Raw genomic sequence first — 19,748 nt, 5'->3', positions numbered from 1 at the left:
AAAAGAGCGAGATTATGAAACTGTCATTTTTGAGTTTAGCTGCCACAACGGCATTGATCGCCAGCTTCAGTCTGGTGGCACATGCTGAGAATATAGGTAGTGTGGATACCGCCTTCAAGCTCATAGGCCCTGACCATAAAGTCGTAGTGGAAGCCTATGATGACCCTAAGGTGAATGGCATTACCTGTTATATATCACGTGCCAAGACAGGTGGTATTTCTGGTGGCCTGGGTTTGGCAGAAGACAAGTCAGAAGCGTCGATAGCCTGTCGTCAGGTTGGTCCTATCAGTTTCCCTGGCTCGCTCAAGCAACAAGACGAAGTGTTTAACCAGAGCCTGTCCATCTTGTTTAAAAAGCTGCGCATAGTCCGCATGGTGGATCAAAAACGCAACGCACTGATCTATTTAACATACTCTGACAAATTGATAGATGGCTCTCCCAAGAACAGTGTGACCGCTGTAGCCGTTGATCGCAGTACCCCCATCCCTGTCAAATAAAGTGGCAAACTGACATGGAAAAAATGCGCGGGTTTTTCTATGTAGCAAGCAATTACGCTTACAATGTAGCCTGTAAGCGTAATTTCCCCTAGTGTACTATTATGATAAGCTCCGCCGCAGCTCCCAAGCTGACCACTGAACAATCCGTTGATGCGCTTATCAAGACGATACGTATCCCGCCACGCCCCAGCTTGCTGGCAGATGTTCAGTCTGAACTGGCGGTAGATGACCCCGACCCTCGCAAGCTGACCAATATCATTGCCAATGACGTGGCCATGTCGGCATCTTTGTTAAAGCTGGCCAACTCTTCTTTCTTTGGTTTGCGCCTGAAAGCCAAGTCGGTTGAGCATGCGGTTAATTTATTGGGTATTACCCAATGCGGTAATTTGATGACAGGCATCATCGCCCGTCAAAGCATACAAGTTGAGAAAGTCTCCCTGGTCAAATTCTGGGATTTTTCTACCAAGCGCGCCCAGGCCATGACACAACTGGCCAGACGCATGCGCGTATGTCCACCTGACCAGGCCCATACTTTTGGCCTGTTTTGCGATATAGGCATACCCTTGCTGCTGGAGCGTTTCCCTGATTACAATGAAACCCTGGATCTTGCCAGCCAGGAAGCGCATGAAACTTTCACTACCATAGAAGAACAGCGTCATACTACCTCGCACACGGCGATAGGTTCCCTGATGGCGCGTACCTGGGGTTTGCCTGAGAGTGTATCTTTGGCCATACTCTTGCATCACGACTATAGTGTCTTGCATGATGCCAGTACTGAAGACGCAGTCAAAAGCCTGATCGCATTGGCCTTGCTGGCTGAATATGGAATACAAAAATACCATGGACAAGAATCTTCTTGTGAATGGGAAAAAGGTGGTGCTGCCGCTTGTGAATTTTTGGGCTTGTCTGCCGATGAAGTCGAAGACAGGTTTGAAGAATTACATGAATTATTCAATCATGCGCATTAGCCTGTATTCGTGACAGACAGCTTCTCCAGCTAAAAGCCGTCCATTTTATGGGCGGCTTTTTAACAAATTGGCGGGCAACATGAAGATCGCCCGCAATAATTCAAACACGCCATTCACTGCAATGCCCAGTACGCGGAAGGGTAGCAGCACCAGCCACACCAGTGGGTAAATCACCAGGGCCAGTATGGCTAAAGGCCAGCAGAGTACAAACAAGATAATCCAGATCAAAAAGCCTAACATCCTTTTTCCTTAAGCGATGATGACGCGCAACAAACTGCTCAGGATAACCAGGGCGATAGTTGCAATGACTACGCCGTCCATGTTTGCTGTGATGTTCATGATATTTCCTTTCAATTCGGGTGGGAGTGATTGCACTTTAGGCCGTCGCAATATTGGCCGCCAGTAGCAGGCGACGAAGTGCAATTTTTTAGTATCGGAATGCGTTTGCAGCGGACGAACTGAGGGACGAAATTGCCGTCGCAGAAGATGCTGCTTTGATGTCATCTTTCATTTTATTTTAAAAATAAACATTTAATAAGACTTCAAAAAGCGCTTGACTTGGTGTTCATACGCCTGCAAACTTCAATTATTAGTCAACTGCATAATAATTGTTAAGTAAAGAAAATGGCACGTCCATCCCAACAACTCGATGAAGTCTTATTGCAAAGTGGGCGCGCCCTGTTTGCGCAGCATGGCTGTGGTGGCTTGTCCCTGCGCATGCTGGCTGAACATGCAGGTGTGAATGTAGGCATGTTCCATTATCACTTTAAAAATAAAGATAATTTCCTGACCCAATTGTTGCAAACCATGTATGACGAGGTGTTCGTGCAATTGCAGGCCGAGGTGAATCATGAAGGCTCGCCCGTACAGCGTTTGCGTGAAGCACTGTGCCTGCTGGGACGTTTGCTGCGTGAGCATGGCAGCTGGATAGGGCGGGTCTGGGCTGATGCTGCTCAAGGTGAGCAAGTCGCCAGGCAGTTCCTGGAAAAAAACGGCGCACGTCATGTAATGCTGATCACCAGCTTGCTGATGCAAGCCATGCAGGCTGGCGAGATAGCCATGGCCCCGCCTACCTATGCACTCTCATTTCTGATGGGCAGTGTCGCTGCCCCCATGGTCATCGTGCCACGCGCACTGGACATGGGCTTTGTACCCCCCATGCTGCAAGAACCCCTGAGCCTGGTATTGAGCGATGCCGCCATTGCCGACCGCGTCAACCGTGCACTGTATGCCCTGGCTGCAACAAATGAGGAGTTACACCGTGGATAAAAAATTTAAACTCTTGGCAGCATTGCCAGTGTCTCTCGCCATGTCTGCCATGTTGGCAGCCTGCAATGAAAAGGCCCCGGAAAACTGGTCAGGCTATGCAGAAGGGGAATACGTCTATATCTCTGCGCCGCTGGGTGGTAAGCTCGACAGCATCAAGGTGCAGGCAGGCCAGCAAGTCACCAAGGATAGCTTGTTGTTTGCACTTGATGCAGAAGCAGAGAATGCTGCTCACGACGAAGCCAATGCCCGTCTTGTAAACGCAAAGGCACAGGCCAGCAATACAGAAAAAGGCAGGCGCGCAGAAGAGATCGCAGTCACTCAGGCACAACTGAGCAGTGCCCAGGTACAAGCCGCCCTGGCAAGACAGGAACTGGCACGTCAGCAGCAATTGGTGGGGCAGGGCTTTGTATCCAAATCTCGCATGGATGATGCGCAAACCAATGTCAAACTGGCTGAAGCACGCGTAGCAGAATTGAGCGCGGCACTGAGTGTTGCCAAGCTGCCAGCCCGGGTAGATGAGCGCGCTGCCGCCCAGGCCAGTGCTGATGCCGCAAAAGAAGCATTGCGCCAGACCACCTGGCGTTCAGGGCAAAAATCACAAAACGCACCTGCGAATGCGCTGGTGGCAGAAGTGTTTTTCCGTCAGGGTGAATATGTGCAAGCGGGCCAGCCCGTATTGTCCCTGCTACCGCCAGAAAACCGCAAAGCCAGGTTCTTTGTGCCTGAAGGTGAGCTAGGCAAGATCGCTGTCGGCCAGGCAGTCAGCCTGCATTGCGATGGCTGCGCAACAGCCATACCTGCCCACATATCCCGCATCGCCAGTCAGGCTGAATATACACCGCCTGTGATTTACTCAAATGCGCAAAGAGCTAAACTGGTGTTCATGGTCGAAGCCAAACCTGATCAAGCCGATAAACTCTTGCTGCATCCCGGCCAACCTCTGGATGTATCACTGTTGTCTGCGGCAAGTTCAGGGAAAGCACAGTGAATAGCACAACGAATACCAGCGTCAATATGGATAATCTCGCCATCAATGTCCATGGTCTGAGCAAATCCTATGGTGGCCGTGCCGTGGTTGATAAGGTAGAACTGCAAGTTGCCAAAGGCCGTATCTGCGGTTTCCTTGGCCCTAATGGCAGCGGCAAGACCACCACCATACGCATGCTATGCGGTTTGCTGACGCCCGATGCTGGCACCGGCTCCTGTCTGGGTCTGGATATCATCAAACAGGCAGAGCAGATCAAGCGTCAGGTCGGTTATATGACGCAAAAATTCGGCCTGTATGATGATCTCTCAATACGCCAGAACCTGGATTTCGTAGCACGTCTGTTTGAACTGTCCAACAGAAAAAATGCCGTTGACCAGTCTCTGGAAAGATTGGGTCTGACAGCCCGCCAGCAGCAACTGGCAGGCTCATTGTCGGGCGGCTGGAAGCAAAGGCTGGCACTGGCTGCCTGTCTCATTCATGAACCGCGCCTGCTCTTACTGGATGAACCGACAGCTGGCGTCGACCCCAAGGCGCGTCGTGACTTTTGGGACCAGATCCATTTGTTGGCTGACCAGGGCATTACCGTTCTCGTCTCTACCCATTACATGGACGAAGCAGAGCGCTGCCATGAACTCTGCTATATCGCCTACGGCAAAATACTGGCGCGTGGTACCGAGGCAGAAATCATACGCGACTCCAAACTCAAGGTCTGGACGCTGCAGGGTGAGCAACTGGGTTCTGTACTTGAACCCTTGAAGTCTGCGCCAGGGGTATTAAGTGTGGCTGCATTCGGCAATGCCGTCCATGTCGCCGGACTGGATGAGGCGCTGGTCTTGCAGGCACTCGATGGCATAAGGCATCAAGCCAATATACACATCACGCCCAGTGCAGCGAACCTGGAAGATGTCTTCATCAGCCTCATCGCCAGTGCACCTGATAATTTTTCCAAAGACGACCTGCGGCAAAAACAGCAAAAGGCAGCGGCATGAAAAAATTTTCAATGGCACGTATGTTCGCCATCTTCATCAAAGAATTCCAGCAAATGATGCGTGACCGCCTGACCTTTGCCATGGCGGTCGGCATCCCCATCCTGCAACTCATCCTGTTTGGCTATGCCATCAATACCGACCCCAAGGGTTTGCCAACCGCCGTGGTCAGCACAGACAACAGCCCCATGGCGCGCAGCTTTGTCGTTGCCATGCAAAACACCGGCTACTTTCGCATCGACTCTATGGGCCAGAGCGAGCAAGAGGCAGAGAGCTTGCTGGAAAATGGCAAAATACAATTCATGCTGGTGATACCGCCACAGTTCAACCAGCAACTGGTGCGCGGTGAAAAACCGGCTTTACTGATTTCTGTCGATGCGACTGATCCTTCTGCTTCCGGCAATGCCATTGCTGCGTTGAATGCGATTGCCACCCAGGCCTTACATCACGACCTCAAAGGCCCTTTGCAATATCTGCAAACCGCTACGCCTGCTTATGAAGTGCGTGTGCACCGCCGCTATAACCCCGAGGGCTTGTCACGCTATAACATCGTCCCTGGTCTGATAGGCACCATACTCACCATGACCATGGTCATGCTGACTTCACTGGCCATGACCAGGGAGCGTGAGCGCGGCACCATGGAAAACCTGCTGGCAACCCCGGTGCGCCCGGCAGAAGTCATGGTCGGTAAAATCCTGCCCTATGTGTTGATAGGTTATGTGCAACTCGGCGTCATCATCAGTGCCGCCTTCCTGCTATTTGAAGTGCCCATGATGGGCAGCTTTAGCCTGCTCATGAGCATGATAGGCGTCTTCATCCTGGCCAATCTGGCAGTCGGCTTCACCTTTTCCACGATCGCAAAAAACCAGTTGCAAGCGATGCAGATGACTTTCTTTTTCTTCCTGCCATCGATGCTCTTGTCCGGCTTCATGTTCCCTTTTCGCGCCATGCCGGAATGGGCACAAGCCATAGGCGAAGCCTTACCCTTGACGCACTTTTTGCGCATCGTGCGCGGTATTTTATTGAAGGGAAATACCACAGGCCAGCTCACACCAGAGCTGTGGCCTATGTTGATATTTTTACTGCTGGCGGGGTTTTTGGCTTTGAAGAGATACAGGCAGACTTTGGATTAAGATTGAAAACACCAATGCCAAGGCTCATACTGAAACCCGCTGCTATTCCCCGGTGGGTAGGACATCTGAAAGCCAAAGCGTCCGGCATTATTTTGCAGCCAGGCAAAGGCTGCCGTGGTGTCGAAGGAAATTTCCAGTTCCGGGTCTTCTGGTGTGGCGATATCGATGGCGCGGCCGGTGTGGTGTTCGCTGTAGCCGGGTGGGGCGCAGACTCTTAGTATGTCTTGCAGTTGCTGTCCCTGAGCTAGCTTGTCGCTGATGATCCCGGTTTGTCTGGCGATGCTGCGAAATGCCGAGATCATGAGTAGTGCTATGCCATCCTGGCTGGCAGCCTGCTTCATCGCTTGCCAGGCGAGCCTGGCGGCGGGGGTCAGCAAATATTGCCAGCCGTCTGCGCCAGTTTCTGCCAGCACCAGTTCTGTGGCTTCCTGCTGCAGTTGCAGGCCACGCTGTTCCAGCAGTTGCGGCGGTATGCTGAAACTTGCAGCTTGGCTGATAGCCATGCTTATTTTACTTTCAGGCTGGCGAGCAGGCTGTCGAGCATGGCGGCGGTTTCTGCATCTGGCATGCCATCAAATTTTGCTGGCCTGTACTTGGTCTGGAAAGCGATCAATACACTGCGGGTAGCTTCATCGAGCAAGCCGGTTTGCGGGATGCTATAACCATATAGCGCGAGTTTTTGCTGGAACCATTTGATCTCGGGTAATTGCTGTTCATAGATGGGCTTGCGCAGGGCGACTTCATCTGCCTTGGGCCAGGTGATGAGACCAGCATCGGCCAGCTGCTTCCAGGGGAAGAGCGGGCCAGGGTCGGACTTGCGCAAGGGGGCGATGTCAGAATGGCCGAGTATGTATTCCGGGCGTATCTGGTAACGTGCAGAGATATCCTTGACCAGGGCAATCACGCGGTCTATCTGGGCTTGCGGGAAGGGGAAATAAATCCGTCCTTCCGGGGTATCCTTGAAACCGAGATTGACGATCTCTATACCTATGGAACTGGCATTCATACGGCTATAGCCCTTCCATTCGCTGAGCCCGGCATGATAAGCCAGGTGATTCTCAGGCACTAGTTGCCAGACCTTGATGGGGGCTTCATCACCGACCAGGTAATTGGCACTGACGGCCTGCTGGCTGAGCACCCGCAGCGAAGTCGGCTGATCCAGTGCCGTGTAATGCAGGATGATGAATTGCACGCGCTCTTCCTGGCTCTTGGCTGAGATGCTGGTATCGAGTTTGCCCATGGGGCCAACGGTGGCACAGCCACTGAGGATGATGCTGAGGGCGGTAAATAAACTATAGAGACTGAGTTTGTTCATGATTGCTTTTTGAGTTGTCGGGCTGCCAGCCTGGCGGCAGAAAAATGGGCTTCACAAGTGCTTTGGCGCAGGCTGATCTCTGGCGGCAAATGCAGGCGCAGCGATTCTACTATGGCGGGATGCAATTCTTGCACGCGGCCACTGAGTGCGATGGGTTTATTGCCAAAACGAGTGCACATGGCCGTGCCCAGGCGTGCCAGTTCCTTGCCGGCGTTTTTGAGTATGGACATGGCAACCGGGTCACTGTTGGCCGATGCTGCCACGGCCAGCGCCAGTTTGCCTATGTCGCCACGGCTGCGGTGGTAGATGAAATCGCGCGAGATATTCCAGTCATTGCCGCCTATGAGTTTGAACAGGCGCTTGGCCATTTCTGATTCTTTCCAGTGATCGGGATGCTCATCTTCAGCACGCCATAGCTGGCGCATGGCTTCGCGGGCTATCCAGAAACCACCGCCGGCGTCATCCAGCAAATAGCCGCGGCCACCGGCACGGTGGAATTCCCCATTAGCATCTATGTAGGCCGCGATCGAGCCTGTGCCAGCATAGATCAGATAACCCGCGCCCGGTTTGAAAATATCGAGATAGGCAATTTCTATATCATTGCTGACAGAGATTTGCCCCTGGTAGAGACCAAAACAGTCGGCCAGCATGTCTGGCAGGGTGTGGGCATCACCACCAAAGCCGGTAATGCCGGCACGTATGCTGTGAACCTGGCCATGGCTGCTGGTCGCAGCAGCCAGGCTGGCAAATATCTGGTGCAGGGCTTGCAGGCCTTCCTGAGTATCGGTTTGCAGTGCAGTCAGCCCGGCGGCAGTGCCGCTGGCGAGTATTTGTTCATCCCTGCTTGCCAGCGCCCAGCGGGTTTGCGTGCCACCCGCATCTATCCCCAGCGCAATGGCGGTGCTTTGCGGCGGCAAGGAAATAGGCTGGTCAGATAGCATAGATGGATGTTTTTGTGCAGATTTCTGAAGGGGATTGATAATACATCTTGAAACTGAATCGCAATAACTGGCTGTTGTTCGTTTATCATAGGGCGCTTCTGGTATTGGCAGCGAATGAAAAGATGCATCCGGCTTATAACTTTTTACTATGAAGCAAGGGCAAAATTTCAATCGCCAACCCGGTATTTTACTGGGAAGATGCCCAGGCCTTAGCTCTTAAAACAAAGATCAAGATGACAAGCGAGACAGCTACTGCAGTCCATAATCCCGAAGTGCCAGCCAGCGGCATGTGGCGCTGGATACCCTCATTGTATTTCAGTCAGGGGATTCCTTATATCGTCGTAACGACGCTTTCCGTCATTATGTACAAAAATCTGGATATTTCCAATTCAGATATTGCATTATATACAAGCTGGTTATACCTGCCCTTTGTCATCAAGCCTTTCTGGTCACCATTTGTTGACATGTTCAAGACCAAGCGTTTCTGGATCATTACGCTGGAGCTGGTCATCGGTGCCATGTTTGGGCTGGTTGCCCTGACTATCCCCATGTCGGCGTTTTTACAAGCGACCTTGCTGGTTTTCTGGTTATTGGCATTCGGTGCAGCTACCCATGATATCAGCGCGGATGGCTTTTACATGCTGGCACTGGAACAGCACCAGCAAGCTGCCTTCGTCGGTGTGCGCAGTATGTTTTTCCGGTTTTCCCTGTTGGCCGGGCAGGGAGGCCTGGTTTACCTCGCAGGCACCTTGCGGGATATGACAGGGGATGCAAAGTTAGGCTGGATCGTGGTTTTTTGTGTGCTGACAGTGATGTTTATCAGCCTGTCTGCCTATCATCAATGGGCCTTGCCGCGCCCGGCCAGCGATTGCGCGCATGGTAACCCCAATCAGGTAGCGTTGACTTTTTTCACCATATTTGCCAAATTCCTTGGGAAGAAAAACATCTTGCTGACTATCGCCTTCCTTTTGCTATATCGCTTTGGTGAAGCGCAATTGGTCAAGATGGCACCACCCTTCTTGCTCGATAGTGTGGACAAAGGCGGTTTGGGTTTGTCCACGCAGGCAGTTGGTATTGTATATGGCACCATGGGCATGATCGCGCTGACGATAGGCGGCCTGGCAGGGGGGGCACTGATATCACGTTTTGGCTTGAAACGTATGCTCTGGCCCATGGCGCTGGCCATCAATGTGCCGCATCTGGTGTATGTCTATCTGGCCTTTGTACAGCCACAAAATATCTATCTCGTAGGTGCAGCAGTTGCTATAGAGCAAATGGGTTATGGCTTTGGTTTTACTGCCTATGTACTGTATATGATCATGATTGCTGACGGTGAACACAAGACTGCGCATTATGCGATTTGTACCGGTTTCATGGCGATGAGCATGATGTTGCCTGGCATGTTCAGTGGATATCTGCAAGAGTATCTGGGTTACGCCCATTTCTTTGTCTGGATATGCATCGCTGCGGTACCGACTTTTATTGTCACGGCCCTCATTAAAGTGGACCCGGCCTTCGGTAAAAAGGCTGGATGAAGCATGAATAAAAAGATCTATCCCCATCATTTTCAAAGCAATAGCTATAGTTCACCACAGTCTGGCAGCAGTGTCATCATCACGGGTGCGGTGCACGGCAATGAAACTTGCGGCACGCTGGCAATACGCCGCGTGATTGCCGAGCTGGAAGAGGGCAGCCTGCAATTGCTGGCTGGCCGTCTGACGCTGGTGCCGGTATGTAATCCTCTGGCCTATCAACTGGGACAAAGGGAAGGAGAGCGCAACCTGAACCGCCGTCTGATACCGACTAACGATGTGCAGGAATTTGAAGACCATGTAGCCAACTGGCTATGCCCCTTGCTAGCTCAGCATGATGTCTTGCTGGACTTGCATTCTTTCCGCGGTGAGGGTGAGCCTTTTGTTCTGATAGGCCCGGAAAATAATCGCGGCCCCATAGAATCATTCAGCCATGAAAAACATGAGCTGGCCATGGCCATGCGCCTGGGTGTGCACAGATTGGTCGATGGCTGGCTAGGTACTTATGCACGTGGTGTGCAGCGCCGCCAGGAGCGTCTGGCTCATAACGCGGATGCCAAGAGCGTTGCTAATGCCAATACACAGTTCGGTGTAGGCACGACAGAATATATGCGCTCCACCGGTGGCTATGCCATGACACTGGAGTGCGGCCAGCACCTGGACCCGCAAGCGCCTGAGGTTGCTTACACTGCCATTGTCAACAGCCTGCGACATCTGGGCGTGATCGCCGGGGCTGCACCGGAAGCTGTGGCTGAGATGGAAGCCCTGCGTATTTACGACGTCATCGATAAATTGCATGAAGACGATAGCTTTGTCCGCGAATGGCGTAGCTTTGATGTATTGGCGCAGGGAGAATTGATAGGCATACGGGCTGATGGTAGCGAAGTCAGGGCAGGCCAGGATGGTCGCATTATTTTCCCCGATGTCGGGGCCAGGGCTGGTGAAGAATGGTTTTATCTGACTATGCCTAACCCGCGCCTGACTGATCTTGCGAAGGCCGGAGCATGAGCTTACGTTTTATATTTGCGGCATTGCTGGGCCTGTCTTCCCTGATAGAAGTGTTGCCTGCGCAAGCAGCAAGCAGCAATGAAAAAATCTTGCGGGTATTGGTGACGACACCAGAAAGTAGCCTGGACCCGGCAGTGGCGTCGGACGTGCCTTCGGTCAGCATCAATGAAAATATTTTTGAGCCCATGCTGCGTTATGATTATCTGGCGCGGCCTGTCAAACTCAAGCCCAATACCTTGACAAGCATGCCGGAAATCCTGGAACAGGGTAAGACCTATGTCTTGCATCTGCAGTCTGGCATCCTGTTTACACCTGATCCTGCATTCAAGGGCAAGCCCAGGGAGTTGACGGCAGACGACTATATCTACAGTATCAAGCGAATCTATGATCCTGCGGTCAAGTCGCCCTGGCTATTCATGTTTGAAGGCAAGATACTGGGGGATGAAAAGCTTAGACCCGCTGCAAATTCATCCAAAGATGGCAAAAGCCAGGACTTCAATCTGCAAACCAGCATTCCTGGTTTGCAAGCCATAGATAAATACACACTGCGCATACGCTTGAATGCACCAGACAGTAACTTCTTGTTCATCCTGGCGACCACTGCCACAGGTGCGATGGCCAGAGAAGTGGTGGAGGCCTATGGCAACCAGGTGGGCAATCACCCCATAGGAACAGGCCCTTTCATCCTTGGCCAGTGGCAACGCAGCTTCCGTATAGAATTATTGGCCAATCCCCAGTATCGCAAAGTACTGTTCGATGACCAGGGCATTGATGAGGCCACAAAAAAAATTGCCAACAGCCTGGCAGGGCAGACTTTGCCGCGTGTCAGCAAAGTAGAAATCAAGGTCATGGAAGAGCAGCAGTCACGGGTGCTGGGTTTGCTGAATAATGAATTTGATTACCTGGAACAAGTGCCGGCACCCTTGTCGAACATGGTGCTCGATAATAGCAAGTTGAAGCCTGCCCTGCAGCAGCGGGGGATACGTCTGTCCCTGTTCACGCCACTGCAAACCTATTACATGTGGATGAATATGGAAGATCCGGTGATAGGCGGCTATACCCCGGAGAAAATCGCTTTGCGCCGTGCCATTGCCCTCAGTTATGACAGCAAGGAAGATATTGCCCTGATGGAAAAAGGCCTGGCGATACAGGCGCAATCGCCTTTGCCACCGAATGTGCTGGGCTACGATGCTAGCTATAAAACGCCGGTGCAATATGACCTGAAACTGGCGAATGCCTTGCTGGACAAGTTTGACTATAAGCGTGCTGCGGATGGCTATCGCAACCTGCCCGATGGTCAGCCTCTGCACCTGCAAATGCATACTCTAGCTAGTACGACAGGTCGCCTGCGCGATGAAGTCTGGCGCAAGAATCTGGATGCTATTGGTATCCATGTCAGCTTCAAGACCGATAAACATTCTGAAGTCTTGCGTGCAGCCCGCCTGGGCAAAGTGCAGATGACGGAAGCAAACTGGATAGCCGACTTCCCCGATGCCGAGAATTTTTACCAGCTCCTATACGGTCCCAATGCTGGTCGCGCCAATTATTCGCGCTTCAACCTGCCTGCCTTTAACAAGCTATATGAAGAAGCCATGCGGCTCAGTGACAGCCCTGAGCGCACTGCGATTTACCGGCAAATGGCACAACTTATGCATGGCTATACGCCCTGGGTACCACGCTGGCATCCGGTGACGGCGGATTTATCACAGCCCTGGCTGCAAAATTACTATCGCCATCCTGTGGATTTCACGGCCTGGCGTTATGTAGATGTAGATACTGCTGCCCGTAACAAGGTATTAAAATAAGTGTTGTTGATGGCATCATGGAAGTTCATGTCTGAGCATGCCATCTGGTTATATGTCATTGGTAAATATTCATTGGCAAGCAGCAATGACTCCCCCTATGCTGCACTGATGAAAAACTCTATTGTGTGGAGCCTTTGTGCGTTGTGAATTGATTGCGGATCATCCTGATTTTTGCCAGTTGGACACTGTCAGCGGCATAGTGATCGATTTACGTTATGTCGGTGCTGACAACTTTGTAGGCAGGGAGTTATATGGCGATCTCGACTGTCGCTGGTTACACAGGGACGCGGCACAGGCATTGCAGGCAGCGGTAGCCTGGTTACAGGAACATCACCCCGGTTTGCGCATCCTGGTGCTGGATGCCTTGCGCCCGCACCGGGTGCAGGAAATGCTGTGGCAGCACCTGGATGGCACGCCCCTGCGCATGTATGTGGCTGATCCAGCGCGTGGTTCCATCCATTCCTTTGGCATGGCAGTGGATGTGACGCTGATAGATGCGGCTGGTCAGGAATTGGATATGGGCAGCGGCTTTGATGCCCTCGAAGAAAAATCCCATCCAGCGCTGGAACAGCGCATGCTGGCCGAAGGGCATCTCACCCAACACCAGCTTGATCAACGAGGGATTTTGCGGGCAGCCATGTCGCACGGTGGTTTTCGCGGCATCAATAGTGAATGGTGGCATTTCAATTGCGGTGATCCGCAAGTCGTGCGTGAAACTTATTTGCGTATAGAGTGAGATTTTAGCTGGTGCGGGCAATGAATTCTGCACCCGCCTCCCTGATGCATTCCACAAAGGCGCGAGCTGAGCGTGACAATGGCGTGGACTTTACCGTCAACAAAAATAAGTCCACTGGTACATTGGGCGATAGTGGTCGACATTGCACCTTGTCATGGTCAGCTGTGGCAGCCGTGAAGGGGTCTATAACGGCGGCACCAGCACCCAGCTCAACCAGAGTCCTGGCCAGCAAATAAGTTTGCACTACCGTGCAGGAAGTAAAACTCAAACCCTGTTCTTCACAGGCATCCATGACGCGGCTGACGAGGTGGTCATCCAGGTCCAGGGCGATCAGATTCTTGGGCAGGTCGGCCACTGGCAAGGCGGTATTGTCCAGTGTTTTTACCCAGCTACCGACAGGGGCGATGGCCGTCATGCTGCCGCGTGTCAAAGCCTCCGAGGCGATATTCGGATGGCAGGGGTCGTACAGGGAAAAGGCAAAGTCCACGTCACCTAATAATAGTGCATTGACGATCTCGCTGGTATGGTGGGTCGCCAGCGTGCAATGCACATTGGCAAATTTTTTGCGCCAGGCCGCCAATGCTGTTGGTATAACAGTGATAGACAAGGTCGGTGTCGAAGCCAGTCTGACCGCTTCGTCAGGATGATGCTTTAAATTGCTGGCCAGCCTGCGCACCGATTGCAAATCACGATTGAGTTTATCGACTTCGATAAATAATTTGTGAGCCTCGGGCGTGGGATGCAGTTTGCCCTTGATACGTTCAAACAGTTTTAAGCCTAATTGAATTTCGCAATGCTGCAAAACCTTGGTGGCAGCCGGTTGTGAAATGTTCAGCAATTGTGCAGCACCACTGATCGTGCCTGCCTGCATGATGGCATGGAAAACTTCTATATGACGCAAACGCATGGATAAATACTTTCAGCAAGAATACAAACTTGAAACACGAACTTGATTGTAACGCCTGAGGGGATTTGGTGTGACAGACCGGCTCGCTTGCACCAGACTTATGACGCGGTGCGCAGCGCCAGGCGCAAGTCGTCACCACAGACCTGCAGTTTTTTGCTGGCGGCGGTGACGCTGATCTTATCGAGGATGGCGAGTATCGCGATCTTGACATGGAAATTGCATTCTTCCAGTATGCGGCGGCAGTATGCTTCATCGCGCCCGGTTGCATGCATGGTCAGGCTGACAGTGCGCCTGAGCAGCTTGATATTGGTGGGTTTGACATCCACCATGAGGTTGCCGTAAACCTTGTGTAACCTGACCATCAAGGCGCTGGAAAAACTATTCAACGCGACCTTTTGTGCAGTGCCTGCCTTCAAGCGTGTGCTGCCCGAGATCACTTCACTACCGGTATCCAGGGTGATCCCCAGTTCTGCCGATAAAGTCAGGGGTGCACCGGGATTATTGGCAAAGCCTATCGTCAATGCACCCGTGGCACGGGCAGCCTGCATGGCACCCAATACATAGGGGGTGGCACCGGAAGCAGCGATGAGTAGCACCACATCATTGGATGTCAAAGCCAGCTCCAGAATTTCTTGTGCACCTTGTGCTGCATCGTCTTCTGCCCCTTCAACAGCAATAAACATGGCTTGCTTGCCGCCTGCCAGCAAGGACAAGGCGCGCTCATTGGGCCAAGAGAAAGTGGGTAGCAACTCAATCCCATCAAGCACACCCAGGCGGCCAGACGTACCGGCTCCCACATACACCAGACGGCCACCCGCCAGAATACGCGGTGCCGCAGCATCAACAGCGGCAGCAATGCCGGGTGCTGCCAGGCTGACAGCACGTATGGCATTCAACTGGTCATCAATCAGTACATTGAGCAGCCGCTCGGTTGAATACAAATCCAGCTCAGTATGCAGTGTGCTTGGTGCCTCGGTGTTCAACATATGGTTTTTGTCCCCTTCACCGCTAAGTTATTCCCAGTGCAGGCAGAGCGCCAATGAAAGCTCGTGGTCTGTCCATAACTTCAGGTAATGCATAAAAGTGCAGGCAGTATTTGTGGATACGCATGGATCAGCTTATGTGGTGCCAGGCTAAACACAATTAAACAAATGCAAATTCTCTGCTCACAGCTACTTTTGTATGCGCATGGATTCAGGAGTGCTTACCGTTTTGAATATGGTGATCTTTCAGTTTGTACAATTTGATGACAATTTGAGTACATTTTCAAACTGATTCGGAAACCTCTCTGGCGTATCATTTCCAGACATTGTTTCCCTGACAGCTCAATAGAAAGCTCAAAAATGCGCCCAAAAATCATTTGTTCTTGCTTGCTGCTAGCCCTGGTTTCTGCCTGTGGCGGAGCTAGTACCACAGCTACTTCTACCATTACCGGTGGTGACGCACCGCAGGCCATAGGCACGGCCAAATCCATGCTGGCGCGCAATGTGGCCCCACAAGCCAGCGATGCTGACCTGGCGGCCGCCGTTGCTGGCAATACTGAGTTTGCTCTCAAGGTTTTGCCCCTGCTGGGCGCCCAGGGGGATAGCAATCTGGTGTATTCACCCTATAGCCTGACACTGGCACTGGAAATGGCAGCCGCCGGTGCCAAGGGTGACACTCTTAGTGGCATGGAAAAAGCCCTGGCTTTCCAGTTGCAGCAAAGCCGTTTGCAACCCGCCTTGAACCGCCTCGACTTATTGCTGGCAGATAAGACTTCGACTACGGCAAAACCCAATGCCCAGTTGCCCAACTTGAACATCGCCAATGCCCTGTGGGCACAGCAGGGCTACAACTTGCAAAGCACTTACCTCGATGCTCTCAGCCTGAACTTTGGTGCTGCGGTGAATTTGCTGGATTTTGCCAAAGCCGCCGAGCCTTCCCGTTTGACGATCAATAACTGGGTGGCAGACCAAACCCAGCAAAAAATCAAGGATTTGCTACCTGCCAATTCTGTGTCTGCATCCACGCGGGTGGTGCTGACCAATGCCGTCTGGTTCAAGTCAGACTGGGCCCGGCAATTTACCAAGGAAGCAACCAGGAACCAGGATTTCACCGACCGCAAGGGCAGTGTGAAAAATGTTCCTTTCATGAACCAGACAGCAAATTTCCCTTACCTGCAGGGTAAAGACTATCAGGCGATAGAGTTGCCTTACATGGACAACAAACTGGCTATGCTGGTAGTCATGCCAGATACGGGCAAGTTTGACAGCTTTGTGCAGGGCTTGAGCAGTAATACCATCAGCGACATTGCTGCAGGTTTAAAGGACAATTACATCGCTCTGGGCATGCCCAAGTTTAACTTCAGTGCCAACCCGGAGATGACGGGCAGCCTCAACAGCCTGGGCATGGGCGCTGCATTTGATGCGGGCAAGGCTGATTTTTCTGGCATGACGGGTAACCGTGACCTGGTGATTTCAGGCGTCTTGCACAAGGCTTACATCACTGTTGATGAAAAGGGTACAGAAGCAGCCGCGGCGACTGCTGTGGTGATAGGTGTCACCAGCATCAATATCAACCAGCCCTTGAGGCTGAACCTGGACAAGCCTTTCCTGTTCATGATCAGGGACAGGCAGACTGGCCTCATCCTCTTCATGGGCAAGCTCATGAATCCAGCTGCCAGCTAAATGCCTGTAGTTTTTTAGAGCTTAAAAAATTCCCCGGCTTGAATGCCGGGGAATTTTTTTGGAGTGTGCCTTACCCGCTTATTTGAACTTATAGTTCGCCAGCAAGGTAAAGGAACGGCCGCGGGGATCTGCGACACGGGGTTCCCAGGAACTGCCTGCGCCGGTATTGCTGTCATAGGTGATGGCAAAGGGCGGGTCGGTATTGAAGAGATTCTTGATGCCCGCAGTCAGCGTCAAGTTTTTAATCCCGCTATAGGTCGCACTGATATTGTAGATGGCATAGGCTTTTACCGTAGGGTTGTAATCACTCGGTGTCACCAGGCCGCTTTGCACGCCAGGCAGCACCTGGTCTTGATAACCGTCACGATAAATTTGCATGAAAGTACCAGTCCAGTCACCCTGGGTGTAGGTGACATAGGCAGTATGCTTCCATTTCAGGCCGAGGTCGCCGGTGAAGGTGAATCTGCCGACTTCACTGGCTCCATAAGGGGCGTTTGCCATGGGGCGGGATTTTTTCTCCAGCAAATAAGAGCCATCCAGACTGGCTGTCCATTTGCCATTCCATATTTCTCCATTCGCCTTGGCCCCGACTTCGACGCCACGGGTAATACTGGAGCCAGCATTGACCCAGCGCTGGTCTACAAAAGCCAGAGCACCGTTGCTGTCGCGCAAGAACTGTGCTTTGAACAATTCATAGTTTGCCAGCATGGTTGTCAGGTCTATCGACGTGATGGAGTTTTCCTTGCGGATTTCCCAGATATCAGCGTTCGCACTGAAATTGCTGCTGGGTGCCCAGACTACCCCTACCGTAGCTTGTTTGGCAGTTTCCGGGCCTAGCGTGGATTTGCCACCAGTCAGGATATTTGGTGTGATGGATGCACATCCTGGTTTGCTGCTATCGACTTTCAGGCCGGGGCAGGTAGCGGGGTCAGCCAGGTCTTTGCCCAGGTACGGAGATTCAGTGATGCCATTGAATAATTGATTAAACGAAGGTGCACGGAAACCCGTGTTATACGAACCGCGGAACAACAGGGTATCCGTTGGTGTGTAGCGGAAAGTGACTTTGGGATTGAAGGTATTCCCAAACCCGGAATAATGATCCTGACGGCCAGCCAGTGTGAACTCCAGTGATTTCAACACCGGCACCAGGACTTCTGCATAGACGGCACGGATGTCACGGCTGACCTGGGACAGTGCATTGGTATCATCAAAGGGCGCATTCAGTATGGCGTAACGCAGATTGGCAGCGCGGGCGTCGCCATTGAAGTTATATTCTTCCTTGCGTACATCCATGCCTATTGCTGCCATGACAGGGCCGGCTGGCAATTTCCAGACTTCTCCGGACAAGGCGGCATCCACCTGTGTCAGCGTGGTTTTTCCACCATACAAAGTGACCCCTGTGGCCGAGGTACTGTTGAGCAAGTCGATTGCCGCTTGCGTCTGTTTTTCACCTGGCTTGAGGAAGGGGTTGATGATGCCTGTGCTCAGGGCATTGGCCAGTGCCACGGTATAATTATATCCAGTGCCGAGCTTGGACTCGGATTCACTATAGGCGCGGGACAGGCCTACACGGTAATCCCAATTGCCGATCTGGCCGTCAGCGCCGAGTTGCAGGCGGCCTGCCTCGGTCTTGGTGGTGATTTCGCGATCACCGCATTCCATGCAGCGCCAGCGATAGGCAATCGGCGCGCCGCGATAGGCTTCTATACTAGGGAAAACCGCTACGATGGAATTGAAGACCTCGTTATAGGCCGCCCCGGTGCTGGGATAAAATGAGCTGGCAGGGAAGGCAGTGCCGGGGGAAACCTGGTTGGGTGAAAAACGCTTGGCGACTTCCACCTGAGAGCCTACTATTTCGGCAAATAGCTGGTGATTACCAACTTTAAAACTGGCACGCGAAACAAAATTATCGTTCTTGACGGGCTGTTGCAAGACGGCAGCCCGCCCGGTATCCCAGGCGCAGGCATATTTTGAAGCGGCCACGTCCCAGAGTTTGGCGTCATAAGCAGCCATGCCATCTATGCTATTGCAACCCGCAGCACCAGGCAGGTTCAACACATTGATGGAACTCATGACTTGACTCGTACCAGGAAAGACCGGGCCATTATTGCTCTTGTTGCTGAGTATGGTATTGGCCAGTGAGGTCGCTACTACCGTGGCAAAGGGCGTGCCGCGGGTATCCACCGAAAGGCCACGATTGGGCTGGAAGGTATTGACGAAGTTGCGTTGCTCGCCGCGTAATGCATCATTTTCACTATGCGTCGCGGTGATGAGCACATTGTAATTGTCCTGCTCCAGATCACCAAAGCCCCCGACTACTGAAAAACGCTTGATATTGCCGCCACCTTGCTGGGTGATGTCAGTAAAGGCCTGGGCTTCCAGGCCTTTATAATTCTTGCGCAAGATGAAGTTGATGACACCACCTATGGCATCCGTGCCATAGATGGCTGATGCGCCATCCTTCAATACTTCTATCCTTTCCACCGCTGCCATGGGGATGGAATTCAAATCGACGGCTGAACCCTTCATGCCATGGGTGGCAATACGGCGGCCATTCAATAGCACCAGGGTATTGTCTGCACCCTGGCCGCGCAGATTGGCGGAAGAAGCGCCATTGTTGCCACGCTGAGCGCCGGAGGTGACATCGGCATTGCTGGCCAGGTTATCTGAGCCATTGCCATTGATATTCAGGTTGGCAATGAATTGTTCTGCTGTGACTATGCCTGCGGCCTCCAGCTGTTTACGGGTGATGATCTCTATAGGCAGGGCCGCTTCGCTGGCGATGCGTTTGATACTGCTGCCGGTAATTTCTACTCTTTGCGGTGCTTGGGTAGTCTGCTCCTGTGCCTGTACTGCTGAGCTGCTAACGGCAGAAATACCTGTCAGGGCAATGCATCTGGCGATGGTCTTTAACTTCACTGGTCTCTCCTGGAGTCTGACTATATGAGTGTCAATCTTGTAAATTTTATGTATGCTAAAGACTAGGGGTAGGGCAGC

At 52.3% G+C, this 19,748-nt stretch carries 18 protein-coding genes; 11 read left to right on the top strand and 7 right to left on the bottom strand.

What is annotated here, in order from left to right:
• Positions 1-14 precede the first annotated feature (14 nt).
• The gene (locus tag ACO0LC_RS09290; protein ID WP_423002374.1) at positions 15-497 is read left to right on the top strand and encodes a CreA family protein; all 483 of its coding nucleotides are present in this window, start codon (positions 15-17) and stop codon (positions 495-497) included.
• A gap of 101 nt (positions 498-598) precedes the next feature.
• Positions 599-1,465: an HDOD domain-containing protein gene (locus tag ACO0LC_RS09285; protein ID WP_423002373.1), complete on the top strand. Its 867-nt coding sequence runs from the start codon at positions 599-601 to the stop codon at positions 1,463-1,465.
• A gap of 45 nt (positions 1,466-1,510) precedes the next feature.
• Here the strand turns inward: ACO0LC_RS09285 and ACO0LC_RS09280 are convergent, their stop codons facing one another.
• The gene (locus ACO0LC_RS09280; RefSeq protein ID WP_423002372.1) at positions 1,511-1,705 is read right to left on the bottom strand and encodes a hypothetical protein; all 195 of its coding nucleotides are present in this window, start codon (positions 1,703-1,705) and stop codon (positions 1,511-1,513) included.
• Positions 1,706-2,089: 384 nt separating this feature from the next.
• On the opposite strand from ACO0LC_RS09280, the gene ACO0LC_RS09275 reads away from it, so the two are divergent.
• From ACO0LC_RS09275 to ACO0LC_RS09260, 4 genes are read left to right on the top strand one after another with little or no spacing between them, the layout of a single operon-like run.
• On the top strand, positions 2,090-2,734 hold the full coding sequence (locus tag ACO0LC_RS09275) for a TetR/AcrR family transcriptional regulator (protein WP_423002371.1): 645 nt from the start codon (positions 2,090-2,092) through the stop codon (positions 2,732-2,734).
• Positions 2,727-3,722 carry an HlyD family secretion protein gene (locus ACO0LC_RS09270; RefSeq protein ID WP_423002370.1) on the top strand — a complete coding sequence of 332 codons (996 nt, stop codon included), beginning with the start codon at positions 2,727-2,729 and terminating at the stop codon, positions 3,720-3,722. The genes ACO0LC_RS09275 and ACO0LC_RS09270 overlap by 8 nt, the downstream gene beginning before the upstream one ends.
• A gap of 26 nt (positions 3,723-3,748) precedes the next feature.
• The gene (locus tag ACO0LC_RS09265; RefSeq protein ID WP_423002446.1) at positions 3,749-4,711 is read left to right on the top strand and encodes an ABC transporter ATP-binding protein; all 963 of its coding nucleotides are present in this window, start codon (positions 3,749-3,751) and stop codon (positions 4,709-4,711) included.
• Positions 4,708-5,841, top strand: a complete 1,134-nt coding sequence (locus ACO0LC_RS09260) for an ABC transporter permease (protein WP_423002369.1) — start codon at positions 4,708-4,710, stop codon at positions 5,839-5,841. Before ACO0LC_RS09265 ends, ACO0LC_RS09260 begins: the two co-directional genes overlap by 4 nt.
• Here the strand turns inward: ACO0LC_RS09260 and ACO0LC_RS09255 are convergent.
• The 3 genes from ACO0LC_RS09255 to ACO0LC_RS09245 are packed head-to-tail and all read right to left on the bottom strand — an operon-like array spanning position 5,838 to position 8,097.
• Positions 5,838-6,344 (bottom strand): M15 family metallopeptidase, encoded by a 507-nt coding sequence (locus ACO0LC_RS09255; protein WP_423002368.1) that lies wholly within the window; start codon positions 6,342-6,344, stop codon positions 5,838-5,840. The genes ACO0LC_RS09260 and ACO0LC_RS09255 overlap by 4 nt on opposite strands.
• A gap of 2 nt (positions 6,345-6,346) precedes the next feature.
• Positions 6,347-7,156, bottom strand: a complete 810-nt coding sequence (locus ACO0LC_RS09250; RefSeq protein ID WP_423002367.1) for an N-acetylmuramoyl-L-alanine amidase — start codon at positions 7,154-7,156, stop codon at positions 6,347-6,349.
• Positions 7,153-8,097, bottom strand: coding sequence for an N-acetylglucosamine kinase (locus tag ACO0LC_RS09245; protein ID WP_423002366.1), 945 nt, complete (start codon positions 8,095-8,097; stop codon positions 7,153-7,155). Before ACO0LC_RS09245 ends, ACO0LC_RS09250 begins: the two co-directional genes overlap by 4 nt.
• A gap of 233 nt (positions 8,098-8,330) precedes the next feature.
• Between ACO0LC_RS09245 and ACO0LC_RS09240 the strand changes: the two genes are divergently transcribed.
• The 4 genes from ACO0LC_RS09240 to ACO0LC_RS09225 all read left to right on the top strand — a co-directional run bounded on the left by ACO0LC_RS09240 (position 8,331) and on the right by ACO0LC_RS09225 (position 13,178).
• The gene (locus ACO0LC_RS09240; protein ID WP_423002365.1) at positions 8,331-9,632 is read left to right on the top strand and encodes an MFS transporter; all 1,302 of its coding nucleotides are present in this window, start codon (positions 8,331-8,333) and stop codon (positions 9,630-9,632) included.
• Between the two features lie 3 nt (positions 9,633-9,635).
• Entirely contained in the window at positions 9,636-10,637 is a 1,002-nt protein-coding gene (locus ACO0LC_RS09235; protein WP_423002364.1) for a succinylglutamate desuccinylase, read from the top strand.
• Positions 10,634-12,442, top strand: coding sequence for an ABC transporter substrate-binding protein (locus tag ACO0LC_RS09230; RefSeq protein ID WP_423002363.1), 1,809 nt, complete (start codon positions 10,634-10,636; stop codon positions 12,440-12,442). The genes ACO0LC_RS09235 and ACO0LC_RS09230 overlap by 4 nt, the downstream gene beginning before the upstream one ends.
• A gap of 136 nt (positions 12,443-12,578) precedes the next feature.
• Positions 12,579-13,178 carry a M15 family metallopeptidase gene (locus ACO0LC_RS09225; protein ID WP_423002362.1) on the top strand — a complete coding sequence of 200 codons (600 nt, stop codon included), beginning with the start codon at positions 12,579-12,581 and terminating at the stop codon, positions 13,176-13,178.
• 4 nt (positions 13,179-13,182) lie between these two features.
• On the opposite strand, the gene ACO0LC_RS09220 is transcribed toward ACO0LC_RS09225, so the two are convergent.
• Positions 13,183-14,085, bottom strand: a complete 903-nt coding sequence (locus tag ACO0LC_RS09220; RefSeq protein WP_423002361.1) for a LysR family transcriptional regulator — start codon at positions 14,083-14,085, stop codon at positions 13,183-13,185.
• Positions 14,086-14,183: 98 nt separating this feature from the next.
• The gene (locus tag ACO0LC_RS09215) at positions 14,184-15,071 is read right to left on the bottom strand and encodes an N-acetylmuramic acid 6-phosphate etherase (protein ID WP_423002360.1); all 888 of its coding nucleotides are present in this window, start codon (positions 15,069-15,071) and stop codon (positions 14,184-14,186) included.
• Between the two features lie 357 nt (positions 15,072-15,428).
• On the opposite strand from ACO0LC_RS09215, the gene ACO0LC_RS09210 reads away from it, so the two are divergent.
• Positions 15,429-16,751, top strand: coding sequence for a serpin family protein (locus ACO0LC_RS09210; RefSeq protein WP_423002359.1), 1,323 nt, complete (start codon positions 15,429-15,431; stop codon positions 16,749-16,751).
• A gap of 78 nt (positions 16,752-16,829) precedes the next feature.
• Here ACO0LC_RS09210 and ACO0LC_RS09205 read toward each other — a convergent pair whose 3' ends face one another.
• Positions 16,830-19,670, bottom strand: coding sequence for a TonB-dependent receptor domain-containing protein (locus ACO0LC_RS09205; protein ID WP_423002358.1), 2,841 nt, complete (start codon positions 19,668-19,670; stop codon positions 16,830-16,832).
• Positions 19,671-19,748: the final 78 nt, after the last annotated feature.

Source organism: Undibacterium sp. JH2W (assembly GCF_049340425.1).
Taxonomy (GTDB): domain Bacteria; phylum Pseudomonadota; class Gammaproteobacteria; order Burkholderiales; family Burkholderiaceae_D; genus Undibacterium.
Note: the sequence above shows the minus strand (reverse complement) of the source record. Positions and strands in the feature narration are given on the sequence as shown.